Source organism: Mycolicibacterium lutetiense (assembly GCF_017876775.1).
In the GTDB taxonomy this organism is placed as follows: domain Bacteria; phylum Actinomycetota; class Actinomycetes; order Mycobacteriales; family Mycobacteriaceae; genus Mycobacterium; species Mycobacterium lutetiense.
Map to the genome: position 1 here is coordinate 216,022 of NZ_JAGIOP010000001.1, position 21,771 is coordinate 237,792.

Here is a 21,771-nt window from a genome sequence, read left to right on the forward strand (position 1 = left end):
TTCTCTCGACCCGCGTCAACAATCTTGACGATCTCCCAAACAACATCCGACCTGCAGAGGTTGGCGGACGCGCGCAGAGTCAGACCTTGGCGATGACGTTCTCGGCAAACTTCTCCAGGTGGCGGATCTTGCGGTCCAGCGGCTCGGGGTCGTCGCCCTTGATGTAGGGCAGACGGAAGCCCACGATCACGTCGGTGACGCCCTTGTCCTCGAGTCGTTTGATGCCGTCGGGCGTGTACGCGTCGGCCGAGATCACGTGGACCTCGAACGGCCCGGTCCGACCCTCCTCTTCACGGATCTCGTTGAGCCGTTTGAGGAGGAGGTCGAGGTCGTCGGTGCCGCCGCCGTGCATCCAGCCGTCGTTGCGGGCCGCGCGACGCAGGGCCGCCTCGGCGTGCCCGCCGACGAGGATGGACACCGGCTTCGAGGGTGCCGGGCTCATCTTGGTCTTGGGAATGTCGTAGAACTCGCCCTGGTACTCGAAGTAATCACCGCTGGTCAGTCCACGGATGATGTCGATGCACTCGTCCATGCGCTTGCCGCGCCGCGCGAACGGCACACCCATCAACTCGTAGTCCTCGGGCCACGGGCTGGTGCCGACCCCGAGCCCCAGTCGGTTGTCGAACAGCGCATTGAGTGAGCCGACCTGCTTGGCCACCAAGGCCGGTGGGCGGATCGGCAGCTTCAGGACGAAGAAGTTGAACTTGAGCGTGGTGGTGACGGCGCACAGGGCCGACGCCATCACGAAGGCTTCGATGAAGGGTTTGCCGTCCAGGAACTCACGGTTGCCGTCAGGGGTGTACGGGTACTTCGAATCGGATTCGAAGGGGTAGGCGACGCTGTCGGCAATGGTCATGGCGTGATAGCCGGCCGCCTCGGCCGCCTGGGCCAGCGGGATGTAGTAGGTGGGATCGGTCATGGCTTCGGCATAGGTGAACCGCATGGTGTACACACTAGAACGTGTTCTAGTTCTGTGGGGCTGATCGGGCAGGCATGATGACCCCATGCCGGCCTGGCTGACCCGCAACGTCCGGGTCCTGTCGGCGGTGTCCTTCCTGCAGGACACCGCGAGTGAGCTGCTCTACCCACTGCTGCCGATCTATCTGACGACCGTGCTCGGCGCCCCACCCGCAGTGGTCGGTGCGGTGGAGGGCGTCGCCGAGGGCGCCGCCGCGATGACCAAACTGGCCGCCGGCCCCCTTGGCGACCGATTCTCCAAGCGGCCCTTGATCGCCACCGGCTACGGCATGGCGGCCCTGGGCAAGGTCATGGTCGCCGCCGCCGGGGGGTGGTCCGGTGTGCTCGCAGGTCGCGTGGTGGACCGGCTGGGCAAGGGGGTTCGCGGTGCGCCGCGCGATGCCCTCCTGGTCACCGACATCGACGCCGCCGCCCGCGGCCGGGTGTTCGGGTTCCACCGCGCCATGGACACATTCGGGGCAGTTGTCGGTCCGCTGCTGGGTCTGGCCGCCTATGAATTGCTCGACCATCAGATCGCGCCACTGCTGTGGGTGGCCGTGGTACCCGCGGTGCTCAGCGTTGCCCTCGTGTTCCTGGTTTCGGAAAAGGGCAGAGGGAAGGGCCGCACCCAGCCGCGCGCGGAGCGTCAGCCGGTATTCGCCCGGGTGCGCGACCTACCGGGCCGGTTCTGGCGGGTGACAGCCGTGCTGGTGGCATTCGGCCTGGTGAATTTTCCCGACGCGCTGCTGTTGTTGCGGCTCAACGAGATCGGCTTCTCCGTCGTCGAGGTGATCCTGGCCTACGTCACCTACAACGCGGTGTACGCCATCTCCAGTTTCCCGGCCGGGCTGCTGGCCGACCGGATCGGCCGGCTGCCGGTATTCGGTATCGGCCTGGTGTTCTTCGCGATCGGCTATGCCGGGCTGGGTTTGACGACCGATCCGCTGACGGCCTGGCTGCTGATCGGGGCCTACGGCCTGTTCACCGGCTGCACCGACGGGGTCAGCAAGGCCTGGGTGTCCTCGCTCGTCGGCTCTGACCTACAGGGCAGTGCACAGGGAGTGTTCCAGGGGCTCAGTGGTTTTGCCGTGCTGGGCGCCGGGGTGTGGGCCGGGCTGGCATGGACTGCGATTCCAGGTCAGCCCGGCCAACTGCCGCTGGTGATCTCCGGGATCTGTGGTGCGGTGTTCGCGGTCGGGTTGCTCGGCCGTTCGGCGCTTACCCGGCGGCGCTGACTTCCGACTCGTCGGCACCGTCCAGTTCGAAGGGCGGTTCACCGACGCCGGCGACGGAGTGCGTGCCCTGCGAGGTGCGCTCGGTGATGCGGGCGTCGACGGTTCGGGTGCCGATGGTCAGGCGTACGGGCCCGGAGGCGACGGTGCTCGGTGCATCGAGAATCGTTCCGCGCCAGTGGTAGCGGCCGTCGATCGGATCCAGGTGGCCGGCCAGCCGCACATGCACCCGGCGATCGCCGTCACCGTTGTCGAGGATCGCGAGCCCGTCGAACACCTCTTCGGTGACGCCGGTCCCGGAAATCTCGGGAGTACCCGCTGAGCCGGTGAGGCCACGCGGGGCCTTCGCCGGAAGGAAGCCGGAGCGACGCCACATCCGCCGCCCGATGCGTCCCATCAGCCCGACCTCTTCGAGGAAAGCTGCCAGTGGGGCGAATCCCGAGATCTGCACCTCGTGACGGTGTGCGCTGGCCCGGGCCATCCGGCGCGCGGCGCGGGCGTTCAGGCCAACGCGCGCGTACTGCACCTTGTTGGTGAACAGATATCGGAAGAAGAACCCGCCGACCCCGTTGAGGTTGGCCACCCACACCCGCTGGTACCAGCGCATCGACGGCGTGCGCTGGCGCAGTCCGTCACGTGCGAACTGGATGTGGCGGGCCTCCTCGGTGACGTGAATGCGCATGAGGCGCTGCACCATCGGCTGCAACTCGGGGTCGTCCATCATCTGCCGCTGCAGCGAGTCGAAGATCTCCTCACCGATCAGCGCGGCCACCCACAGCACCGAGCCGCGGAAGAAGAACGGCAGCGTGTTGATGATCATGCGTTGGTACAGCCGCGGCCGTACCGGTTTGGCGCCGATCTTGTCGATGGCCTTGCCGAACATCACCATGTGACGGGTCTCGTCGCCGAGTTCGGTGAGCTCGTAGTGCGTGGAATTCGAGGTGGGGTCTTGGTGCATCATCTTGCGCAGCAGTGCCTGGTTGAGGATGTTTTCGAACCAGATGCCCGCCGAGAGGGTGTTGGCCAGCTCCTCGCGGGACAGCTCGATCTGCTCTTTGCGGGACATGCCGTCCCACAATGGGGTTCCGTACAGCGACACGATCGTCGGCGGCAGGAAGAACTTGTCCGGATCGATCGGCGCCTGCCAGTCGATGTCCACCACCGGCGCGTATGACTTGCGAACCGAACCCTTGAGCAGACGTTCGGAGAACGCGTCCCGCCGCGCGGCGTTGGCCGAGCCTTCGCCGGGTCTGATCGAAGTTGTCACCGTTGACGTTCCCTTCGTTTGTGGTCCCACTCACTTCGACGTTAGGTACCGACAATGCATGATGTCAATACCCCGGGTACCGGATACCTGGGGTCCCCGATTTCGGTTCGGTTAACCTTCGACAGTGCGTCGTATCCATGTCATCGGAATAGGTGCCGGTGATCCGGACTTCGTCACGGCCCAGGCCGTTTCCGCGCTCAATGACACGCAGGTGTTCTTCGCGATGGACAAGGGTCCTCGTCGAGGCGCGGCGGACGAACTGGTCGCGGTGCGCAAGCTGATCTGCGACCGTTTCATCCGGGTCGAATCCGGGGAACCCGGCTACCGCTTCGTCGAATTGGTCGATCCGCCGCGCGCCGCGGCCGGCGACACACCGGGCTACCGCCAGGTGGTGGCGGACTGGCATGCCGAGCGGGCCCGGATCTGGGCCGCGGCCATCGAAACCGAACTGGACGACGGTGCCACCGGGTCGTTTCTTGCCTGGGGGGATCCGTCGCTGTACGACAGCACGCTGCGGATCCTGGAGAAAGTGGCCGAGTACCTCGACATCCAATACGACGTGATCCCCGGCATCACCGCAATCCAGGTGCTGACCGCCCGGCATCGCATCCCGCTCAACGACGTCGGCGAACCGGTGCTGATCACCACCGGGCGTCAGTTGCGTGAGCACGGGCTGACCGGAAGCGCCGTGGTGATGCTGGATGCGGACTGCTCATTTCAGCAGTGCGCACCGCAGACCCGCATCTGGTGGGGCGCCTATCTGGGCACCGCCGACGAGTTGCTCTATGCCGGAACGGTGGGCGAGATCGGCGACGAAATCGTTGCCGCACGTACCGAAGCGCGAACACGCCATGGCTGGATCATGGACACATACCTGCTGCGCTCGGCAGACTAGACATCCATGAGCTCATTTCTCCTGCGCGCCGCGATAACCGGATTCGCGCTCTGGGTGGTCACTCTCATCGTGCCGGGGATCTACTTCATCGGAGGTGACTCGACCATCGCGAGGGTCGGCATCATCTTCGTCGTCGCGGTGATCTTCGGTCTGGTCAACGCCTTCATCAAGCCGATCGTGCAGATCCTGTCGATCCCGCTCTACATCCTCACCCTCGGCCTGATCCACATCGTGATCAATGCGCTGATGCTGTGGATCACGTCGTGGATCACCGACAACACCACCCACTGGGGTCTGCACATCGACGAGTTCTGGTGGACCGCCATCTGGGCGGCCATCGTGCTGTCGCTGGTGAGCTGGCTGTTGTCGTTCGTCAAGGCGCTCGCCTAGGACGCGCCATGCCTGAGCTGCCCGAAGTCGAGGCGTTGGCCGATCATCTGCGCCGGCATGCGACCGGCCGGGTGGTCACCCGGATCGATGTGTCCGCATTGTCGGTGCTCAAGACGTTCGATCCGCCGACGACGGCGTTGCACGGCCAGACCGTCACCGGGGCGAACCGCTGGGGAAAGTACCTCGGTCTGGAGGTGGGCCCCTGGCACCTGATCACACACCTGTCCCGGGCGGGTTGGTTGCGTTGGTCGGACAAGCTGGCGACGACGCCGCTCAAGCCCGGCAAGGGTCCGATCGCCCTGCGCGTGCACCTGGATGGGGAGGGTTTCGACCTGACCGAGGCCGGGACGCAGAAGCGGTTGGCGGTGTGGATCGTCGCCGATCCACTCGATGTCCCGCAGATCGCCTCGCTGGGACCCGATGCGCTGTCGCTGGATTCGGCCGGGCTTGCCGGTGTACTGGCCGGGCAGGGCGGACGGATCAAGACCGTGATCACCGATCAGAAGGTGATCGCCGGCATCGGCAACGCCTACAGCGACGAGATCCTGCATGTGGCCAAGCTGTCGCCGTTCGCGACCGCGGGCAAGCTGACCGATGCCCAACTGGCCGCGCTGCATGACGCGATGATCTCCGTGCTCACCGATGCAGTGACGCGGTCGGTGGGGCAGCAGGCCGCCACGCTCAAGGGGGAGAAGCGGTCCGGCCTGCGGGTACATGCCCGCACCGGGTTGCCGTGTCCGGTGTGCGGGGACACCGTGCGGGAGGTGTCTTTCGCCGAAAAATCGTTCCAGTACTGCCCGACGTGTCAGACCGGCGGCAAGGTGCTGGCCGATCGTCGGATGTCGCGGCTGCTCAAATAGACCGCATTTTTGACAGTTGTTTAACTCGGTTATCCTGCAGCGATGACCCGTCAGAAGATCCTCATCACCGGCGCCAGCTCCGGACTGGGCGCGGGCATGGCCCGGCAATTCGCGGCCAAGGGCCGTGACCTGGCGCTGTGTGCCCGCCGCACCGAGCGGCTCGACGAGCTCAAGGCCGAGCTGGCCGCCCGGCACCCGCACGTCAAGGTCGCGGTCGCCGCGCTGGACGTGAACGACCATGAGGCCGTGCCGCGGGTGTTCGGCGAGATGTCCGAGGAACTCGGCGGTATCGATCGCGTGATCGTCAACGCCGGCATCGGCAAGGGCTGGCCGTTGGGTGAGGGCAAGCCGTGGGCCAACAAAGCGACCATCGAAACCAATCTGATCGCCGGCCTGGTGCAGATCGAGACCGCGCTGGAGATGTTCAAGAAGTCCGGCAGCGGACACCTGGTGCTGATCTCGTCGGTGCTGGGCAACACCGGTGTCCCCGGCGGTAAGGCCGCCTACTGCGCGTCGAAGGCCGGAATGACCTCGCTGGGCGAGTCGCTGCGCGCCGAGTACGACAAGGGCCCCATCCGGGTGACGGTGATCGAGCCGGGCTACATCGAGTCGGAGATGACCGCCAAGTCGGCGACCACGATGCTGATGGTCGACAACGAGACCGGAGTGCGCGCGATGGTCGAGGCCATCGAGAAGGAGAAGGGCCGGGCGGTGGTGCCGCGCTGGCCGTGGGCGCCGCTGACCCAGGTGATGCGGCTGCTGCCGCCGAAATACACCAAGCGTTTCGCGTAGGGCTATCCGACGTCATGCCGCGGTCGCGACGAGAAACCTGAGTTGTGCGGCCGTGACAGAAGAAACTGCAGCTCACCCCCGTGGCTGGTGTGGATTGCATGGTGTCAAAACATCAGCGTGACGTGACCGTGTGTTTCGAATCCCGGCGATCGTGGGTAGACCCCCGTCATGACCACAAAATTGATTGCCTCGATGTTCTTTGCAGGCGCCGCGGCAGGTGCTGTCGCCTTTGGCCCGGTGGCCATGGCTGAGCCTGCTCCGCCGCCGTGCGTCAACGCTGATGGCACGGCCTGCTCCGACCTCGGCACGGCCGGTCCCGGCGGTGCCACGGGCGCCATCCCAGGTGGTCCCGGTGGGACGGCAGGCCCGGGCGGGGCTTCCGGCGTGATCCCGGGTGGTCCGGGCGGCGCGGCCGGACCTGAGGGTGCGACCGGCGTGATCCCCGGTGGCCCGGGCGGAACTGCCGGACCCGGGGGTGCCACCGGCTCCATCCCGGGCGGGCCGGGCGGCACAGCGGGTCCCGGCGGAGCCAGTGGCTGTATCCCGAACGTGGGCTGCGCGTCTATTCCGGGACAGTAGGCTCGGGGCCGCAGCTCTAGACCGAGCGCCCGCGCTCGACGCGGTACCGGCGCACCAGCGCGTCGGTCGACGAGTCCGACTGCTTGCCCGGTGATTCCGATTCGGTGATCACCGGCAGCAGGGCCTTGGCCTGGGTCTTGCCCAGTTCGACACCCCACTGATCGAAGGAGTCGATCCCCCACACCACTCCCTCGGTGAACACCTGATGTTCGTAGAGGGCGATGAGCTGGCCCACCACCGACGGCGTCAACCTGCTTGCCAGGATTGACGTCGTCGGTCGGTTTCCGGGCATCACCTTGTGCGGCACCACCTCGGCCGGGGCGCCTTCGGCCGCAATGGCTTCGGCAGTCTTGCCGAACGCCAGCACCTGGGTCTGGGCGAAGAAGTTGCTCATCAGCAGATCGTGCATGCTGCCGGTTCCGTCGGCCGTGGGGAGGTCGTCGGTGGGTTGCGAGAAGCCGATGAAGTCGGCCGGCACCAACCGGGTGCCCTGGTGCAGCAGCTGATAGAACGCGTGCTGGCCGTTGGTTCCCGGCTCGCCCCAGAAGATCTCGCCGGTGTCGGTGGTGACGGCGGTGCCGTCGGCGCGCACCGACTTGCCATTGGACTCCATGGTCAACTGCTGAAGATATGCCGCGAACCGGGACAGGTCGTTGGAGTACGGCAGCACCGCGCGCGATTGTGCGCCAAAGAAATTCGAGTACCACAGGCCGATCAGCCCCAGCAGCGCCGGAGCATTCTCGGACAACGGCGCGGTGCGGAAGTGCTCGTCGACGAGATGGAAACCGGACAGGAATTCGCCGAACCGCTCACGGCCGATCACGGCCATCACCGACAATCCGATCGCCGAGTCCACCGAGTACCGGCCGCCGACCCAGTCCCAGAACCCGAACATGTTGTCGGTGTCGATGCCGAATTCATCCACCAGCTTCGCGTTGGTGGACACCGCCACGAAATGCTTGGCGACGGCGTCATCACCGAGGGCGTCGACCAGCCAGCGGCGCGCGGCGGTGGCGTTGGTCAGCGTCTCCAACGTGGAGAACGTCTTGGAGGCCACGATGAAAAGTGTTGTGGCCGGGTCCAGATCGGCCAGTGTCGCCACCAGATCGGCGGGGTCGACATTCGATACGAAGCGGGCGCTGATCCCGGCGTCGGCGTAGTGGCGCAGCGCGTCGTACACCATCACCGGGCCCAGATCCGAGCCGCCGATGCCGATGTTGACCACGGTCTTGATCCGCTCGCCGGTGGCGCCGGCCCACTCGCCGCTGCGCAGTCGGTCGGTGAACCCGCCCATGCGATCGAGGACCTCGTGCACATCGGCCACCACGTCCTGCCCGTCAACGGTCAACGTCGCATCGGCGGGCAAGCGCAACGCTATGTGCAGCACCGCGCGGTCCTCGGAGGTGTTGATGTGCTTCCCGGCGAACATCGCGTCGCGGCGGGCCTCCAGATCGGCGGCGCGGGCCAGATCGGCCAGCAGTTCCAGGGTCCGGCGGGTGACGCGGTGCTTGCTGTAGTCGATGTAGAGATCGCCGACGGTCAACACCAGTTCGGTTCCGCGGGCCGGGTCCTCGGCGAAAAGCTCCGTCAGATGGAGGTCGCGGATCTCGTCGTAGTGCTTCGACAATGCCTGCCATGCGGGGGTTGCGGTGATGTCAGCACTCATTCCGCCGACCTTAGTGTGACGCTCGGCTCAAGGGTGTACATGATGGATGTATGGCCATCGAAGACTTGATTGCATCCGTGCCCACCGGCCTGTGGATCGGTGGTGAGGAACGTCAGGCCACCTCGACGTTCGATGTGCTGGATCCCAGCGACGATCAGGTGTTGGCCGCCGTGGCCGACGCGACCGCCGCCGACGCCGTCGCCGCACTGGACGCCGCATGCGCGGTCCAGGCCGAATGGGCCGCAACCGCCCCGCGCAAGCGAGGCGAGATCCTTCGCTCGGTGTTCGAGAAGATCACCGAACGCGCCGACGACATCGCCGCGCTGATGACCCTGGAGATGGGCAAGGTCGTCGCCGAGAGCAAGGGAGAGGTCGCCTACGGCGCCGAGTTCTTCCGCTGGTTCTCCGAAGAAGCGGTGCGCATCGCCGGTCGTTACACCCCGGCGCCGGCGGGCACCGGTCGGATTCTCGTCACCAAGCAGGCCGTCGGCCCGTGCTACGCGATCACGCCGTGGAACTTCCCGCTGGCCATGGGCACTCGCAAAATGGGGCCCGCCTTCGCCGCGGGCTGCACCATGATCGTCAAACCCGCGCAGGAAACTCCGCTGACGATGCTGCTGCTCGCCAAGCTGATGGATGAGGCCGGCCTACCCAAGGGCGTGCTGTCGGTGTTGCCGACCAGCAACCCGGGTGCGGTGAGCACCGCGCTGATCGACGATGGCCGGCTGCGCAAGCTCACCTTCACCGGCTCGACCGGGGTGGGCAAGGCACTGGTGAAACAGTCCGCCGACAAGCTGCTGCGCACGTCGATGGAGCTGGGCGGCAACGCCCCGTTCATCGTGTTCGACGATGCCGACGTGGACGCGGCGGTCGACGGCGCGATCCTGGCCAAGATGCGCAACGGGGGAGAGGCGTGCACCGCCGCCAACCGCTTCCATGTGGCGAACTCGGTGCGCGAGGAGTTCACCGAGAAGCTCGTCAAGCGGATGAGCGAGTTCACCCTCGGCAAGGGCATCGACCCCGCGTCCACGTTGGGCCCCCTCGTCAATTCCAAGCAGGTTGCCACGGTCACCGAACTAGTCTCTGACGCGGTGTCCAAAGGTGCGACCGTCGCTGTCGGCGGCGTCGCTCCCGGCGGTCCCGGCAACTTCTACCCGGCCACGGTGCTGGCCGATGTGCCGGCCGACGCCCGCATCCTCAAGGAGGAGATCTTCGGCCCGGTCGCCCCGATCACCGGGTTCGACACCGAGGACGAGGGGGTGGCGGCCGCGAACAACACCGAATACGGCTTGGCTGCTTACGTTTACACCCAGTCGCTGGACCGGGCGTTGCGGGTGGCCGACCGTATCGAATCCGGCATGGTCGGGATCAACCGTGGTGTCATCTCCGACGCGGCCGCCCCGTTCGGCGGCATCAAGGAGTCCGGATTCGGTCGCGAGGGCGGGTCTGAGGGTATCGAGGAATACCTCGATACGAAATATATTGCGCTGACGAACTAGCTCTCAGTGAAAGTCCCCCGACACGCCGGTGTCGGGGGACTTTGACGTCTGCCCGCCGGGGATAGTCTTGGCGTTCAACATAAGACGGGAGGGCATGACGTGACTGCGGCGCCAGTCCGTGCTCCCAGTCGGCGTCTGCGTGCCTCCATCCGGCGTGACATCCCGGCACTCGACGGAATCCGCGCGATCGCGGTGGCCTTGGTGCTGGCCGGTCACGGCGGAGTGCCCGGTGTGGCCGGAGGTTTCATCGGCGTCGACGTCTTCTTCGTGCTCAGCGGATTTCTGATCACCTCGTTGCTGCTCGACGAGTTCCGACGCACCGAACGCATCGACCTCAAAGGCTTCTGGATCCGCCGCGCGAAGCGTCTGCTGCCGGCGATGGTGCTGATGACCTTGGCCGTCGTGATCGCCCGGCCACTGTTCCCGTCCGATGCGGTGACCTCACTCCGCGACGACGCGGTCGGGGCGTTCTTCTGGATGGCCAACTGGGTGTTCGTCGCCGCGGACACCGACTACTTCAGCCAGGGCGCCACGCCCTCACCGCTGCAGCACACCTGGTCGCTGGCGGTCGAGGAGCAGTACTACCTGCTCTGGCCACTGTTGGTGCTGGGCGCCGCGCTGCTGGTGCGTCGCTCGCCGATAGGCGGTGTCCGCAGCAGTTCGACCGTCGTTGTCCGTTTCACGGTCTTCGTCCTGGCGGTGCTCGGTGTCATCGGCTCGGCGGTCGCGGCGATCCTGTTGTCCGGCGATGCCGGGGAACTCAATCGCGTGTACTTCGGCACCGACACCCGCGCGCAGGCGCTGATGATCGGCGCGGCCGCTGCGGCGCTGCTGGTGCGCGACTGGTCGGCGCTGACCGTGTCGGGCACGCTGATCCGGACCCGGTGGCGCCGCTGGGTGGCCTGGACATTGCCGGTGATCGGGATCGCGGTGCTGGCCGCGGCTGCGCACCTGGCGACCGGGAGCGCCGACGAATTCCACCGCGGGCTGCTGATCGTGGTGGCCGTAGGCGCCGTGCTCGTCGTCGCCCCCGTCGCACTGGACCAGGACGGCTACGTCGCCCGCGCGCTGGCCTGGTTCCCGCTGGTGACGTTGGGCGTCATCTCTTATGGCGTCTACCTGTGGCACTGGCCGATCTTCCTGATCCTCAACGGCGAACGCACCGGCCTGGACGGCTGGTCCCTGCTGGCGCTGCGCTGCGCGGTGACCATCGCGGTGGCGTGGGTGTCGTGGTGGGCGATCGAGCAGCCGATCCGACACTGGCGCCCCGAACATGTCCCGATGCTCCGGCTGTCCGCCGCCACGGTGGCCACCGCCGCGGTGGTGACGATGACGGTCGTCCCGGTCGGCGTCCCGAACCGCACGGCGGGCCCGGACGTGATGGCCGCCGCCGCGTCCGAGCAGGACATCGGCGCGGAGCGGGCCGTCGCGGTGGGGCAACCGCCGGCGCTGCCTCCCGGCACGAAGACGGTTGCGGTGTTCGGCGACTCGGTGGCGTGGACGTTGATGCGGTACCTGCCCGCCACACCGGGTTTTCATTTCAGCGACTACACGACCATCGGCTGCGGCATCGCCCGCGGCGGGCCGTACCGGTCGGCCGGGGAGACGCTGAACCAGAAGCCGGAGTGCGATTCCTGGCCGGAGCGCTGGACCCAGCGGCTCGCCCATGACCGGCCGGACACCGTGCTGCTGATGATCGGGCGCTGGGAGGTTGTGGACCGGACCTGGCACGGGCGGTGGATGCACATCGGTAACGACGCCTACGACACCTATCTCAAAGGTGAGCTGCAGCGCGCCTTGGACATCCTCAGCTCGACCGGAGCCCGGGTTGTGGTGACCACGGCGCCGTACAACCGGCGCGGCGAGCGGTCGGACGGGACGCTGTACCCCGAGGATCAACCGGGCCGGGTACAGGCCTGGAACACCATGCTGCGCAGTGTGGCCGCGCAACGGCCCAACGTGTCGGTGGTGGATTTCAACGCCAAGCTCAACCCGGACGGCAAGTACACCGCGAAGATCAACGGCGTCCGGACCCGCAGCGACGGCGTGCACCCGACGTCCGAGGCGGTCCAGTGGTTGACGCCGTGGCTGCTGGACTCGCTGAAGGCGCCTGCCAATCCGGCAGGACGCTAGTCGATCTATCGAGGGCAGGTGTCGAACTGCTCGCGGAGGCGCTCCTGCAGCGCCCTTTCCTCGCGCGACAGGCTGTCCCCGTGGGGTGTGCTCGGATATCCGCAAGCGCCCACATGTACGGTCCCGTCGGGCGCCGCGGGAAGGAAGATCTGACCGACTTGCCAGCTCAACATCAATGGTGAGTCAGGTCCGGCGCCGAGCCGGCTGATGACATCCTTCATCGCCGGTTCGACCGCCTGGATGTCGGTGACCGCGACATTGAGTTCGGTGATGACACCGGAACTGACCGTCACCGCGCCCACCTGAAGGGGGAGTGAGTCGAGTTGAGAACTGACGCGGCGTTCTTCATCAGGTGAGAACGGGAAATAGATGCGCCAGCGCTGCACGCTGCTCGATGCGCCTGGGTATATCTCGGCCAGACCAATGCCGCCCAGGCTGTCCCGAATCATGCCGAGTGTTCCCGGTAGCGGCGATTCGCGTGAGACATAGAGGTTGCCGTTCGGGATGTCGTCGCGGGTCCACTTCATCACCGCAGCCGGACCCACCGCCGGGGTGAGTCGACGTAGCCGCTCGACATCGTCGACGAACTGACCGGCATCGAGGTCGGCGACCGTGCCGCTGACGAGAATCAGTGGTTTTTCGGCGACACGGATGTTGATGGTCTCGAGATCCTCGTGGGGATTGTTCTTGAGCGTGTCGACGACCGCGCGGATCTGCCCGGGCGTTGCCCTTGCCATCGTCACAAAGAGATTCGGCAGCGTGACGGTGGCCAGTTCCGCGTCGTTTGTCGCAAACCCTGCGCTGGTGACACCGGGCATGGCGGCGATGGTGTCCTTCAACCTATCGGCGCCGTTGTCTTTGCCGGGGCCGAAGAAGCATCCGCTGAGCAGACCGGTGACAAGGAGAGCGATGCCGGCTATCGCTCGCGTCATGCTGGTACTCCTGGGGTTCGTCCCTCGGTGGGGTAGGGGGTCGGATCGCCGGGGGGAGCGTTCTTGGGATCGCCCCCAGGCACGCCGATCGGCAACTTGGGGTCGTTGCTCCAGGTCAAGCCTGCGCCGTCCTGGCTCACGATCACGGTGTCGCCACCTCGTACCGCCGATTCCACCTGAGCAGCGAGTTCCTCAGGTGACGCTTTCGGATTGGCCGTGCCGATCTGCCGGCCGATCTCGTTGTTGTACAGATCCATTGCCTCGCGCGGGGCAGGATCGCCTGGGCGCCGTTCGTGCGCCGTGGCGAATTTGCGGGTCCACTCTTCACCGAACCGTTGCGTCATCAGCGCATTCCAATACGTGTGCCGGAACGCGTCGGTGTGGTTGTCACTGGTGTTGCCGTCCGGTGGCGGGAACTTCCTGCTGGCCTCGTCGATTGCAGCTTGCTTGATGTCGAAGAAGTCCTTGACCGCCAAAGGCCCTTGGGTTGCAGCCAGTTCCGCGAGCACGCGGTACTCACCGACCGTGAGGTTGGCATCCCCTTTGACTTCGTCGCCGAGGACGCCCCCAATGGTGTCGAGCAGCCACTTGGGCAGCATCCGATCGTCTTTGACCTGGTACTCGCGCAGGATGTCTTCGAGCTTCTTACGGGGATCCTCCTCCAGAGTCGATCCGGCGCCCTCACCCGCTCCGAGCTTCTGATACTCGTTGGCGATTTCTGTGATGTCCTTGCTGATGTCCGAGAGATCGGCGGTGGTGCGACTGACGATGTCCCCGATCTGGCCGATACCGGCGGCGACGATCGGCATCAGCATCTTCTCCCGAAACGGACCAGGAGGGACCGACTCGGCCAAATGGACCACCTGATCGTGCAGCGAGATGAGTTCATTGCGTCCGCGGGTGACTGCGAAGGCGGCGAAGTCGATCTGGGCGCCGAGCCGCTGATCCAGGTCCGCGAAGTTCCCGACGTTCCCGATGTGCTTGTTGTTGGCCTGCGTGTACCTGTCGGATGCCGTACCCGTCCACTGACCTCCGGGACTGGCTCCCCGCAGATCGCTCTCGACGGTGCGGACCGCCGCGCTGCTCTCGAACAGGGGAGTGCCCGGCTGTGGAATACCATCGCCGAAGTTCGATTGCGCGGTTCTGGACACCGCCAGAAATGTGTCGAGCACGCTCATTGATGGCGCCCCCGGATTGTCACCCGTCCATTATCGGGCCTACCAGCGCAGTATCCTTACAGCAATTTCCCAGGATGGCCGGAGTTAGTGGCCCAGTCGGCCGCGGCCGAGCTGCAGCAGAAGGATCGCCAGGTCCTTGCCCTCGGGGCCGAGCGCGCTGTACCGCTCGATCACCTGCATCTCGCGGCTGTGCACCAGGCGGGTACCGCCGGAGGCCATCCGGGCCTTGCCGATCAGCTTGGAAACCTCGGCGCGGCGCTGGACCGCAGCAAGGATGGTGGCGTCGAGTTCGTCTATCTCCCGGCGCAGGTCATCGATCTCAGGCACAGCCTGATCGTCTCAGTCGGCCCGTGCCAGCGCAAAACTGTCCCCGCTCAGCGGTAAGTTTGATCGCACGATGACCACTTCCCCCGTCGCCTCCGAAATCGACCAACTCCTTGACGGTCTGAACCCGCAACAGCGCCAGGCGGTGCGCCACGTTGGGTCGCCGTTGCTGATCGTCGCGGGCGCCGGGTCGGGGAAGACGGCGGTGCTGACCAGGCGTATCGCCTATCTGCTGGCGGCGCGTGACGTCGGGGTGGGGCAGATTCTGGCCATCACGTTCACCAACAAGGCCGCCGCCGAGATGCGGGAGCGGGTGGTCGGATTGGTGGGGCCCAGAGCCCGCAACATGTGGGTGTCGACGTTCCACTCGACCTGTGTGCGCATCCTCCGCAACCAGGCTTCGCTGCTGCCGGGGCTGAACTCCAATTTCTCGATCTACGACTCGGACGATTCCCGGCGCCTGCTGATGATGATCGGCAAGGACATGGGGCTGGACACCAAGCGGTATTCGCCGCGGCTGCTGGCCAACGGCATCTCGAACCTGAAGAACGAACTGATCGGGCCCGAGCAGGCGGTGGCCGAGGCCTCGGAAGCCGCCGAGGAGATGGCCGGTGTCATCGCGCAGGTCTACGGCGAGTATCAGCGCAGGCTGCGCGCGGCCAATGCGCTGGACTTCGACGATCTGATCGGCGAGACGGTCGGCATCCTGCAGGTCTTCCCTCAGATCGCCCAGTACTACCGGCGCCGGTTCCGCCACATCCTCGTCGACGAATACCAGGACACCAACCACGCGCAGTACACGTTGGTGCGCGAGTTGGTGGGCCACCACCTCGACGAGACCGAAGGGGTGGCTGCGTCGGAGCTGTGCGTGGTGGGTGACGCCGATCAGTCCATCTACGCGTTCCGTGGTGCGACGATCCGCAACATCGAGGACTTCGAACGCGACTACCCGGACGCGACGACGATCCTGCTGGAACAGAATTACCGCTCCACCCAGACCATCCTGAACGCAGCCAACTCGGTGATCGCCCGCAACACGGGCCGCCGGGAGAAGCGGCTGTGGACCGAGGAAGGCGAGGGTGAGCTGATCGTCGGCTACGTGGCCGACAACGAACACGATGAGGCCCGGTTCGTGGCCCAGGAGATCGACTCCCTGGCCGACAGCGCAGGCCTGAAATATTCGGACGTCGCGGTGTTCTACCGCACCAACAACTCCTCGCGCGCGCTGGAGGAAGTGTTCATCCGCGCCGGCATCCCATACAAGGTCGTCGGCGGGGTGCGGTTCTACGAGCGCCGCGAGATCCGCGACATCGTCGCCTATCTGCGGGTGCTGGACAATCCGGGCGACTCGGTGAGCATGCGTCGCATCCTCAACACGCCCCGCCGTGGCATCGGCGACCGGGCCGAGGCCTGCGTCGCGGTGTACGCCGAGAACACCGGCGCCAACTTCAACGATGCGCTGCAGGCTGCCGCTGAGGGTCGGGTACCGATGCTGAACAGCCGCTCGGAGAAGGCCATCGCCTCGTTCGTCCAGATGCTGGACCAGTTGCGCGGGAAGCTCGATGATGAGCTGGGAGACGTCGTCGAGGCCGTGCTCGAGCGCACCGGCTACCGCCGTGAGCTGGAAGCCTCCAGCGATCCGCAGGACCTGGCCCGGTTGGACAACCTCAACGAATTGGTCAGCGTCGCACACGAATTCAGCACCGACCTGGCCAACGCCCGCGCACTGGCCGAACAGGGCGAGGGCGAGTCCGTCGACGAGGACATCCCCGACACCGGGGTACTGGCCCAGTTCCTGGAACGGGTGTCGCTGGTGGCTGACGCCGACGAGATCCCCGAAGACGGTGCGGGCGTGGTGACGATGATGACGCTGCACACCGCCAAGGGCCTGGAGTTCCCGGCGGTGTTCGTCACCGGCTGGGAGGACGGCATGTTCCCGCACATGCGGGCTCTGGGCGATCCGAACGAGCTGTCCGAGGAACGCCGGTTGGCCTACGTCGGCATCACCCGCGCCCGCCAGCGTCTCTACCTGAGCCGGGCCAAGGTGCGGTCGTCGTGGGGTCAACCCATGCTCAATCCGGAATCGCGGTTCCTGCGCGAGATTCCGGAGGACCTGATCAACTGGCGGCGCGTCGAGCAGCCGTCGTCGTCGATGAGCGCGCCGGTGGGTAACGCCGGCCGCTACGGAGACCCGCGCCCGTCGCCGTCACGGCCCGCGCCCGCCCGCAACCGTCCGGTGATCACGCTGGAACCTGGCGATCGCGTCACCCACGACAAGTACGGCCTGGGCCGCGTCGAAGAAGTCACGGGCGTGGGCGATTTGGCGATGTCACTGATCGACTTCGGCAGTGGGGGTCGGGTCAAGCTGATGCACAACCACGCGCCGGTGCAGAAGCTCTGACCCGGAGGATGTGGTAGTCCTCGGGCACCAGGCCGAGCAGTAGGGCCGCTGCGGCAGCAGTGAAAACCGATGCGCTGAACGGTGTCTCGAAGCCTGCGAAGAAGAACATCGACAGGCCGAATGCAATCAGCGTGGCCGCGCTCGCAAGGGACACCCAGCGCAACGCTGCGCCCAACAGCAGCGCCACGCCCAGGATGATCTCGAGGACTGTCGCGAGCCAGGCCGTCAGCTCCAGCAACGCACCGGGCACGTAGGGCGCCAGGACGCCGACATAGGCGGTGAAAGACTCGAAGTTGCCCCAGGCGACGTTCGGGGTGCCTGCCGGTCCCCATAGGCCGAATCGGTCCGCGACGGCGGAAAGAAACGCGGCGGCCAGCGCCACCCGGGCGAAAACGGTTGCCCCGTAGAGCAATCGCCGGCTCTCGGTCGGGTTCTTTTCGCGGTCGGCGGCGGACGCGTCGTCAGGCATGATCCTGATGATTCCAGGGTCTGTCGGCCAGAGTGCGTCGGGCACCTACCGGTGTGCGCTCCAGCGCCCGGTCGAGGGCAACACGGTGAACACGATGGCGGCCAGCGGGAGGGCCGGCATTGCGTAGACGACGGGATGCAGCCGGGCCCCGGCGATGAACAGGCTGCCGAAGATCAGCAGGCTGATGACCGCGCCGACGATGACCAGGAGCCGGCCCATCCGGTGCCGCAGCAACAATGCGATGAGTCCGCCGATGGTTGCTGCAGCCGAGATCGCCGCCAGGAAACCGATGGCCACGCAGAACAATCGGTCGGTGCGCCACCAGCCGGCGATCAGATCGGTCGCGATGACGCCGGTGGCCCAGCCGCTGAGAATGGCCAACGTGGCCGCCACGATCGTCGTACGCGGGTTGGTATCCGCCGGGGTGCGCGGGATGATCGGCGGCCCCGCACGGGGCACGAAACTCGTGCTGGCGTCGTCGTCCGCACGGCCGATCAGACCGGTCTGAGGCTCCGCGCCGGCCGCGGTGGGAACGGCGCCGGTGGGATGACGCCGGATGATGTTCGTGTGTGGTTCGCCGGCCACGGGTAACGGACGGGAAATGCGGTCCTGGGGCTGGCGCCGGATGATGCGGGTGTGGTCGTCGTCTTCGTCGGGGTGATCGGCCGGAATCTGACCGTCGTCGCTCACTCAGCCAACATAGCTGCCGAGGCTGAGGCCTCGCTTGGACAGCCACGGCACCGGATCGATGCGGCTGGTCCCGTTCTGCAGAACCTCGAAATGCAGGTGGGGGCCGGTGGAGTAGCCCCGATTTCCGACGGTGGCGATCTGATCGCCGGCCATCACGCGCTCGCCCACGCTCACGAGCCACGTGTTGATGTGACCGTAGAGCGTGACGGTGCCGTCGGAATGGCGCAGTTTGACCCACGCGCCGTAGCCGGCGGTCGGGCCCGAGGCGATGACGACGCCGTCGGAGACGGCCACGATCGGGGTACCGATCGGGCTCGCGAGGTCGATGCCGGCGTGCAGGACGCCCCAGCGGTAGCCGAAGTTCGAGGTCCAGACGTAACCCTTGGTGGGCATGACGAACAGCGGGCGTGACAGCCGCGCCTCGCGCTCAGCGCGTTCCTGGGCGAAAGCGGCGGCCTTCGTGATCTCTTCGGCGTGCACCGAGGTGTCGGCGGTCGACGAGACCGAGACGATCTGCATGCCGTCCACGGAGCCCGTCACGGAGGCGCCTTCGATGTGGCTGCCCTCGGAGGCCAGGATCGTGTCGTCAGCGTTGATCTCGGTGGGGTTGGTCAGCGAGTAGGCGCCGGCTGCGGTCGCACCCGCGGCCATGGCGGCGATCATCAGGCGGCTCTTGACCGCCCCGGCGGCCTCCTTGCGGTGGGCACCGCGCCCGCCCGAGATGTTGATCACGTCGGTGGCGGCGACGCCGTCGCTCACATCGGTGTGGCTGTCCCGGTACGCGTAACGGGAGCTGCGGTCACTGGTGGCCTCCGGGCGGAAGCGTGAGGGGACCGCGAGCCGGACGGGCACCAGATCATCGGTGTCGTCCATATCGTCGAGTTCGGGGGCGAAGATCACGCCGGGTTCGTGGTTGTCCGATCCGCGATCACCCTGGTCGGACTGGTCCTCGAACGCTTCGAAGGCGCTGAACGGAATGACGTCGGTGATCTCCGCGGCATCCAGAATTTCAGGTGCAACACGGCGCCTATGGCGGCGCGCATCCGTCGACGCCCCACGCGGGGCTTCGGACGAACGGTGCTGCGGCAAGACTCAGGAATCCTTCTTCGTCGTGACCTGAACGTTATCTGGACCAGAGGCACGTTAACCAAATCCCACTGATGGTGGCAACCTATGGGTCTATTCCGCGCCGGAATGTGATCCGTATCACCTCTTGTGGGCGGTGAGATCTACCACATGAGCCGGAGGCGATGCTAACCCATCACTCGGCGGTGGATAAAGTGCCAGCGGGCCCGTCAGAGGTTAAGCGGACCGGGCAGCTTCGAAGCTCGCTAGAAGCCAAGCAGACAGACAACGCCTATCTAGGAAGCACATGGATCTCTTCGAATATCAGGCAAAAGAGCTGTTCGCCAAGCACAACGTCCCCACGACTCCGGGCCGCGTGACCGACTCGGCCGAGGACGCCAAGGCGATCGCCACCGAAATCGGCAAGCCCGTGATGATCAAGGCACAGGTGAAGGTCGGCGGCCGCGGCAAGGCCGGCGGCGTGAAGTATGCAGCGACCCCCAAAGACGCCCTCGAGCACGCGACCAACATCCTCGGTCTCGACATCAAGGGTCACGTCGTCAAAAAGTTGCTGGTGGCCGAGGCGAGCGACATCGCCGAGGAGTACTACATCTCGTTCCTGCTCGACCGTTCCAACCGCACCTACCTGGCCATGTGCTCGGTTGAAGGCGGCATGGAGATCGAGGAAGTCGCCGCCACCAAGCCTGAGCGGCTCGCCAAGGTCCCCGTCGACGCCGTCAAGGGTGTCGACCTGGCCTTCGCCCGCTCGATCGCTGAGCAGGGCCACCTGCCCGCCGAGGTGCTCGACGCCGCGGCCGTGACCATCCAGAAGCTGTGGGAGGTGTTCGTCGGCGAGGACGCCACCCTGGTTGAGGTCAACCCGCTGGTGCGCACGCCCGACGACCAGATCCTGGCCCTGGACGGCAAGGTCACCCTGGACGCCAACGCAGATTTCCGGCAGCCCGGCCACGCCGAGTTCGAGGACAAGGACGCCACCGATCCCCTCGAGCTCAAGGCCAAGGAGAACGACCTCAACTACGTCAAGCTCGACGGCGAGGTGGGCATCATCGGTAACGGTGCCGGCCTGGTCATGTCGACGCTGGACGTCGTTGCCTACGCGGGCGAGAAGCACGGCGGCGTGAAGCCGGCCAACTTCCTCGACATCGGCGGTGGCGCTTCGGCTGAGGTCATGGCCAACGGCCTCGACGTCATCCTGAACGACAGCCAGGTCAAGAGCGTGTTCGTCAACGTGTTCGGCGGCATCACCGCCTGTGACGCGGTGGCCAACGGCATCGTCGGCGCGCTGAAGAAGCTGGGCGATGAGGCAAACAAGCCGCTCGTCGTCCGTCTGGACGGCAACAACGTCGAAGAGGGCCGGCGCATCCTGGCCGAGGCCAACCACCCCCTGGTTGTCCAGGCCGAGACCATGGACGCCGGCGCCGACAAGGCCGCCGAGCTGGCGAACAAGTAAGGGACACTTGACATGTCGATTTTTCTGAACAAAGACTCCAAGGTCATCGTCCAGGGCATCACCGGCGGTGAGGGCACCAAGCACACCGCTCTGATGCTCAAGGCCGGCACCCAGGTCGTCGGCGGCGTCAACGCCCGCAAGGCCGGAACCACCGTGTCCCACAAGGCTGCTGACGGTTCCGATGTGGAGCTGCCGGTGTTCGCCTCGGTCGCCGAGGCCATGAAGGAGACCGGCGCTGACGTGTCGATCGCCTTCGTGCCGCCGGCGTTCTCCAAGGACGCCATCATCGAGGCCATCGACGCCGAGATCCCGCTGCTGGTGGTCATCACCGAGGGAATCCCGGTGCAGGACAGCGCTTACGCGTGGGCCTACAACGTCGACAAGGGCGAGAAGACCCGCATCATCGGGCCGAACTGCCCCGGCATCATCACCCCCGGTGAGTCGCTGGTCGGCATCACGCCGAACAACATCACCGGCAAGGGCCCGATCGGCCTGGTGTCGAAGTCGGGCACGCTGACCTACCAGATGATGTACGAGCTGCGCGATCTCGGCTTCTCCACCGCCATCGGCATCGGCGGCGACCCGGTCATCGGCACCACCCACATCGACGCCATCGAGGCGTTCGAGAAGGATCCCGAGACCAAGCTGATCGTGATGATCGGTGAGATCGGTGGCGACGCCGAAGAGAAGGCCGCCGCCTACATCAAGGCCAACGTCACCAAGCCGGTCGTCGGCTACGTCGCGGGCTTCACCGCTCCTGAGGGCAAGACGATGGGCCACGCCGGCGCCATCGTGTCCGACGGTGCCGGTACCGCGGCCGGTAAGCAGGAGGCCCTGGAGGCCGCCGGCGTGAAGGTCGGCAAGACGCCGTCCGAGACCGCCGCGAAGGCGCGCGAGCTCCTCGCGAACCTGTAAGTCTTTACAACGGAAAGGCCCCCGCTACGGCGGGGGCCTTTTCTTTTGGCGCGGGC

The 21,771-nt window shown here is 66.1% G+C and carries 20 protein-coding genes; 11 read left to right on the forward strand and 9 right to left on the reverse strand.

The features are described from left to right. Positions 1 to 79: 79 nt before the first annotated feature. Positions 80 to 943, reverse strand: coding sequence for an LLM class flavin-dependent oxidoreductase (locus tag JOF57_RS01075; RefSeq protein WP_209912791.1), 864 nt, complete (start codon positions 941 to 943; stop codon positions 80 to 82). A gap of 61 nt (positions 944 to 1,004) precedes the next feature. Between JOF57_RS01075 and JOF57_RS01080 the strand changes: the two genes are divergently transcribed. After that, entirely contained in the window at positions 1,005 to 2,192 is a 1,188-nt protein-coding gene (locus JOF57_RS01080) for an MFS transporter (RefSeq protein WP_209912793.1), read from the forward strand. Here the strand turns inward: JOF57_RS01080 and JOF57_RS01085 are convergent. Continuing rightward, positions 2,176 to 3,456: a diiron oxygenase gene (locus tag JOF57_RS01085; protein WP_209912795.1), complete on the reverse strand. Its 1,281-nt coding sequence runs from the start codon at positions 3,454 to 3,456 to the stop codon at positions 2,176 to 2,178. The genes JOF57_RS01080 and JOF57_RS01085 overlap by 17 nt on opposite strands. A gap of 124 nt (positions 3,457 to 3,580) precedes the next feature. On the opposite strand from JOF57_RS01085, the gene cobF reads away from it, so the two are divergent. From cobF to JOF57_RS01110, 5 genes are all read left to right on the forward strand, one after another. Then, entirely contained in the window at positions 3,581 to 4,351 is a 771-nt protein-coding gene (gene cobF, locus JOF57_RS01090) for a precorrin-6A synthase (deacetylating) (protein WP_209912797.1), read from the forward strand. Between the two features lie 6 nt (positions 4,352 to 4,357). Further along, positions 4,358 to 4,741 carry a phage holin family protein gene (locus JOF57_RS01095; RefSeq protein WP_209912799.1) on the forward strand — a complete coding sequence of 128 codons (384 nt, stop codon included), beginning with the start codon at positions 4,358 to 4,360 and terminating at the stop codon, positions 4,739 to 4,741. Positions 4,742 to 4,749: 8 nt separating this feature from the next. Next, the gene (locus JOF57_RS01100; protein WP_209912801.1) at positions 4,750 to 5,601 is read left to right on the forward strand and encodes an Fpg/Nei family DNA glycosylase; all 852 of its coding nucleotides are present in this window, start codon (positions 4,750 to 4,752) and stop codon (positions 5,599 to 5,601) included. A gap of 42 nt (positions 5,602 to 5,643) precedes the next feature. Then, entirely contained in the window at positions 5,644 to 6,393 is a 750-nt protein-coding gene (locus tag JOF57_RS01105; protein ID WP_209912803.1) for an SDR family oxidoreductase, read from the forward strand. Between the two features lie 192 nt (positions 6,394 to 6,585). Beyond that, positions 6,586 to 6,972: a hypothetical protein gene (locus JOF57_RS01110; protein ID WP_209915679.1), complete on the forward strand. Its 387-nt coding sequence runs from the start codon at positions 6,586 to 6,588 to the stop codon at positions 6,970 to 6,972. A 16-nt stretch (positions 6,973 to 6,988) separates the two neighbouring features. Here JOF57_RS01110 and pgi read toward each other — a convergent pair whose 3' ends face one another. After that, on the reverse strand, positions 6,989 to 8,638 hold the full coding sequence (gene pgi, locus JOF57_RS01115) for a glucose-6-phosphate isomerase (protein ID WP_209912805.1): 1,650 nt from the start codon (positions 8,636 to 8,638) through the stop codon (positions 6,989 to 6,991). Between the two features lie 50 nt (positions 8,639 to 8,688). Here pgi and JOF57_RS01120 point away from each other — a divergent pair, with 50 nt between their 5' ends. Both JOF57_RS01120 and JOF57_RS01125 read left to right on the forward strand, forming a co-directional pair. Continuing rightward, positions 8,689 to 10,137: an NAD-dependent succinate-semialdehyde dehydrogenase gene (locus JOF57_RS01120; protein WP_209912807.1), complete on the forward strand. Its 1,449-nt coding sequence runs from the start codon at positions 8,689 to 8,691 to the stop codon at positions 10,135 to 10,137. 99 nt (positions 10,138 to 10,236) lie between these two features. After that, positions 10,237 to 12,270 carry an SGNH/GDSL hydrolase family protein gene (locus JOF57_RS01125; protein WP_209912810.1) on the forward strand — a complete coding sequence of 678 codons (2,034 nt, stop codon included), beginning with the start codon at positions 10,237 to 10,239 and terminating at the stop codon, positions 12,268 to 12,270. Positions 12,271 to 12,275: 5 nt separating this feature from the next. Here the strand turns inward: JOF57_RS01125 and JOF57_RS01130 are convergent, their stop codons facing one another. The 3 genes from JOF57_RS01130 to JOF57_RS01140 form a co-directional block, all read right to left on the reverse strand. After that, a complete protein-coding gene (locus JOF57_RS01130) occupies positions 12,276 to 13,202 on the reverse strand; it encodes a hypothetical protein (RefSeq protein ID WP_209912812.1) in 927 nt (308 codons plus the stop codon). Beyond that, on the reverse strand, positions 13,199 to 14,380 hold the full coding sequence (locus tag JOF57_RS01135; protein ID WP_209912814.1) for a DUF6973 domain-containing protein: 1,182 nt from the start codon (positions 14,378 to 14,380) through the stop codon (positions 13,199 to 13,201). Before JOF57_RS01135 ends, JOF57_RS01130 begins: the two co-directional genes overlap by 4 nt. An 84-nt stretch (positions 14,381 to 14,464) precedes the next feature. After that, positions 14,465 to 14,707, reverse strand: coding sequence for a chorismate mutase (locus JOF57_RS01140; protein ID WP_209912817.1), 243 nt, complete (start codon positions 14,705 to 14,707; stop codon positions 14,465 to 14,467). A 70-nt stretch (positions 14,708 to 14,777) separates the two neighbouring features. Here JOF57_RS01140 and pcrA point away from each other — a divergent pair, with 70 nt between their 5' ends. Next, the gene (gene pcrA, locus JOF57_RS01145) at positions 14,778 to 17,105 is read left to right on the forward strand and encodes a DNA helicase PcrA (protein ID WP_209912818.1); all 2,328 of its coding nucleotides are present in this window, start codon (positions 14,778 to 14,780) and stop codon (positions 17,103 to 17,105) included. Here the strand turns inward: pcrA and JOF57_RS01150 are convergent. Genes JOF57_RS01150 through JOF57_RS01160 form a run of 3 tightly spaced genes read right to left on the reverse strand, consistent with a single transcriptional unit; the run spans position 17,065 to position 19,353 of the window. Further along, entirely contained in the window at positions 17,065 to 17,574 is a 510-nt protein-coding gene (locus JOF57_RS01150) for a DoxX family membrane protein (protein ID WP_209912820.1), read from the reverse strand. The genes pcrA and JOF57_RS01150 overlap by 41 nt on opposite strands. A 45-nt stretch (positions 17,575 to 17,619) precedes the next feature. Next, on the reverse strand, positions 17,620 to 18,264 hold the full coding sequence (locus tag JOF57_RS01155) for a hypothetical protein (protein ID WP_209912822.1): 645 nt from the start codon (positions 18,262 to 18,264) through the stop codon (positions 17,620 to 17,622). Next, positions 18,265 to 19,353 carry a M23 family metallopeptidase gene (locus tag JOF57_RS01160; protein ID WP_209912825.1) on the reverse strand — a complete coding sequence of 363 codons (1,089 nt, stop codon included), beginning with the start codon at positions 19,351 to 19,353 and terminating at the stop codon, positions 18,265 to 18,267. It lies immediately after the preceding gene. Positions 19,354 to 19,636: 283 nt separating this feature from the next. On the opposite strand from JOF57_RS01160, the gene sucC reads away from it, so the two are divergent. Beyond that, the gene (sucC, locus tag JOF57_RS01165; protein WP_209912826.1) at positions 19,637 to 20,800 is read left to right on the forward strand and encodes an ADP-forming succinate--CoA ligase subunit beta; all 1,164 of its coding nucleotides are present in this window, start codon (positions 19,637 to 19,639) and stop codon (positions 20,798 to 20,800) included. A 12-nt stretch (positions 20,801 to 20,812) separates the two neighbouring features. Then, positions 20,813 to 21,715 (forward strand): succinate--CoA ligase subunit alpha, encoded by a 903-nt coding sequence (gene sucD, locus JOF57_RS01170; RefSeq protein WP_163667970.1) that lies wholly within the window; start codon positions 20,813 to 20,815, stop codon positions 21,713 to 21,715. The last annotated feature ends 56 nt before the right edge of the window (positions 21,716 to 21,771 follow it).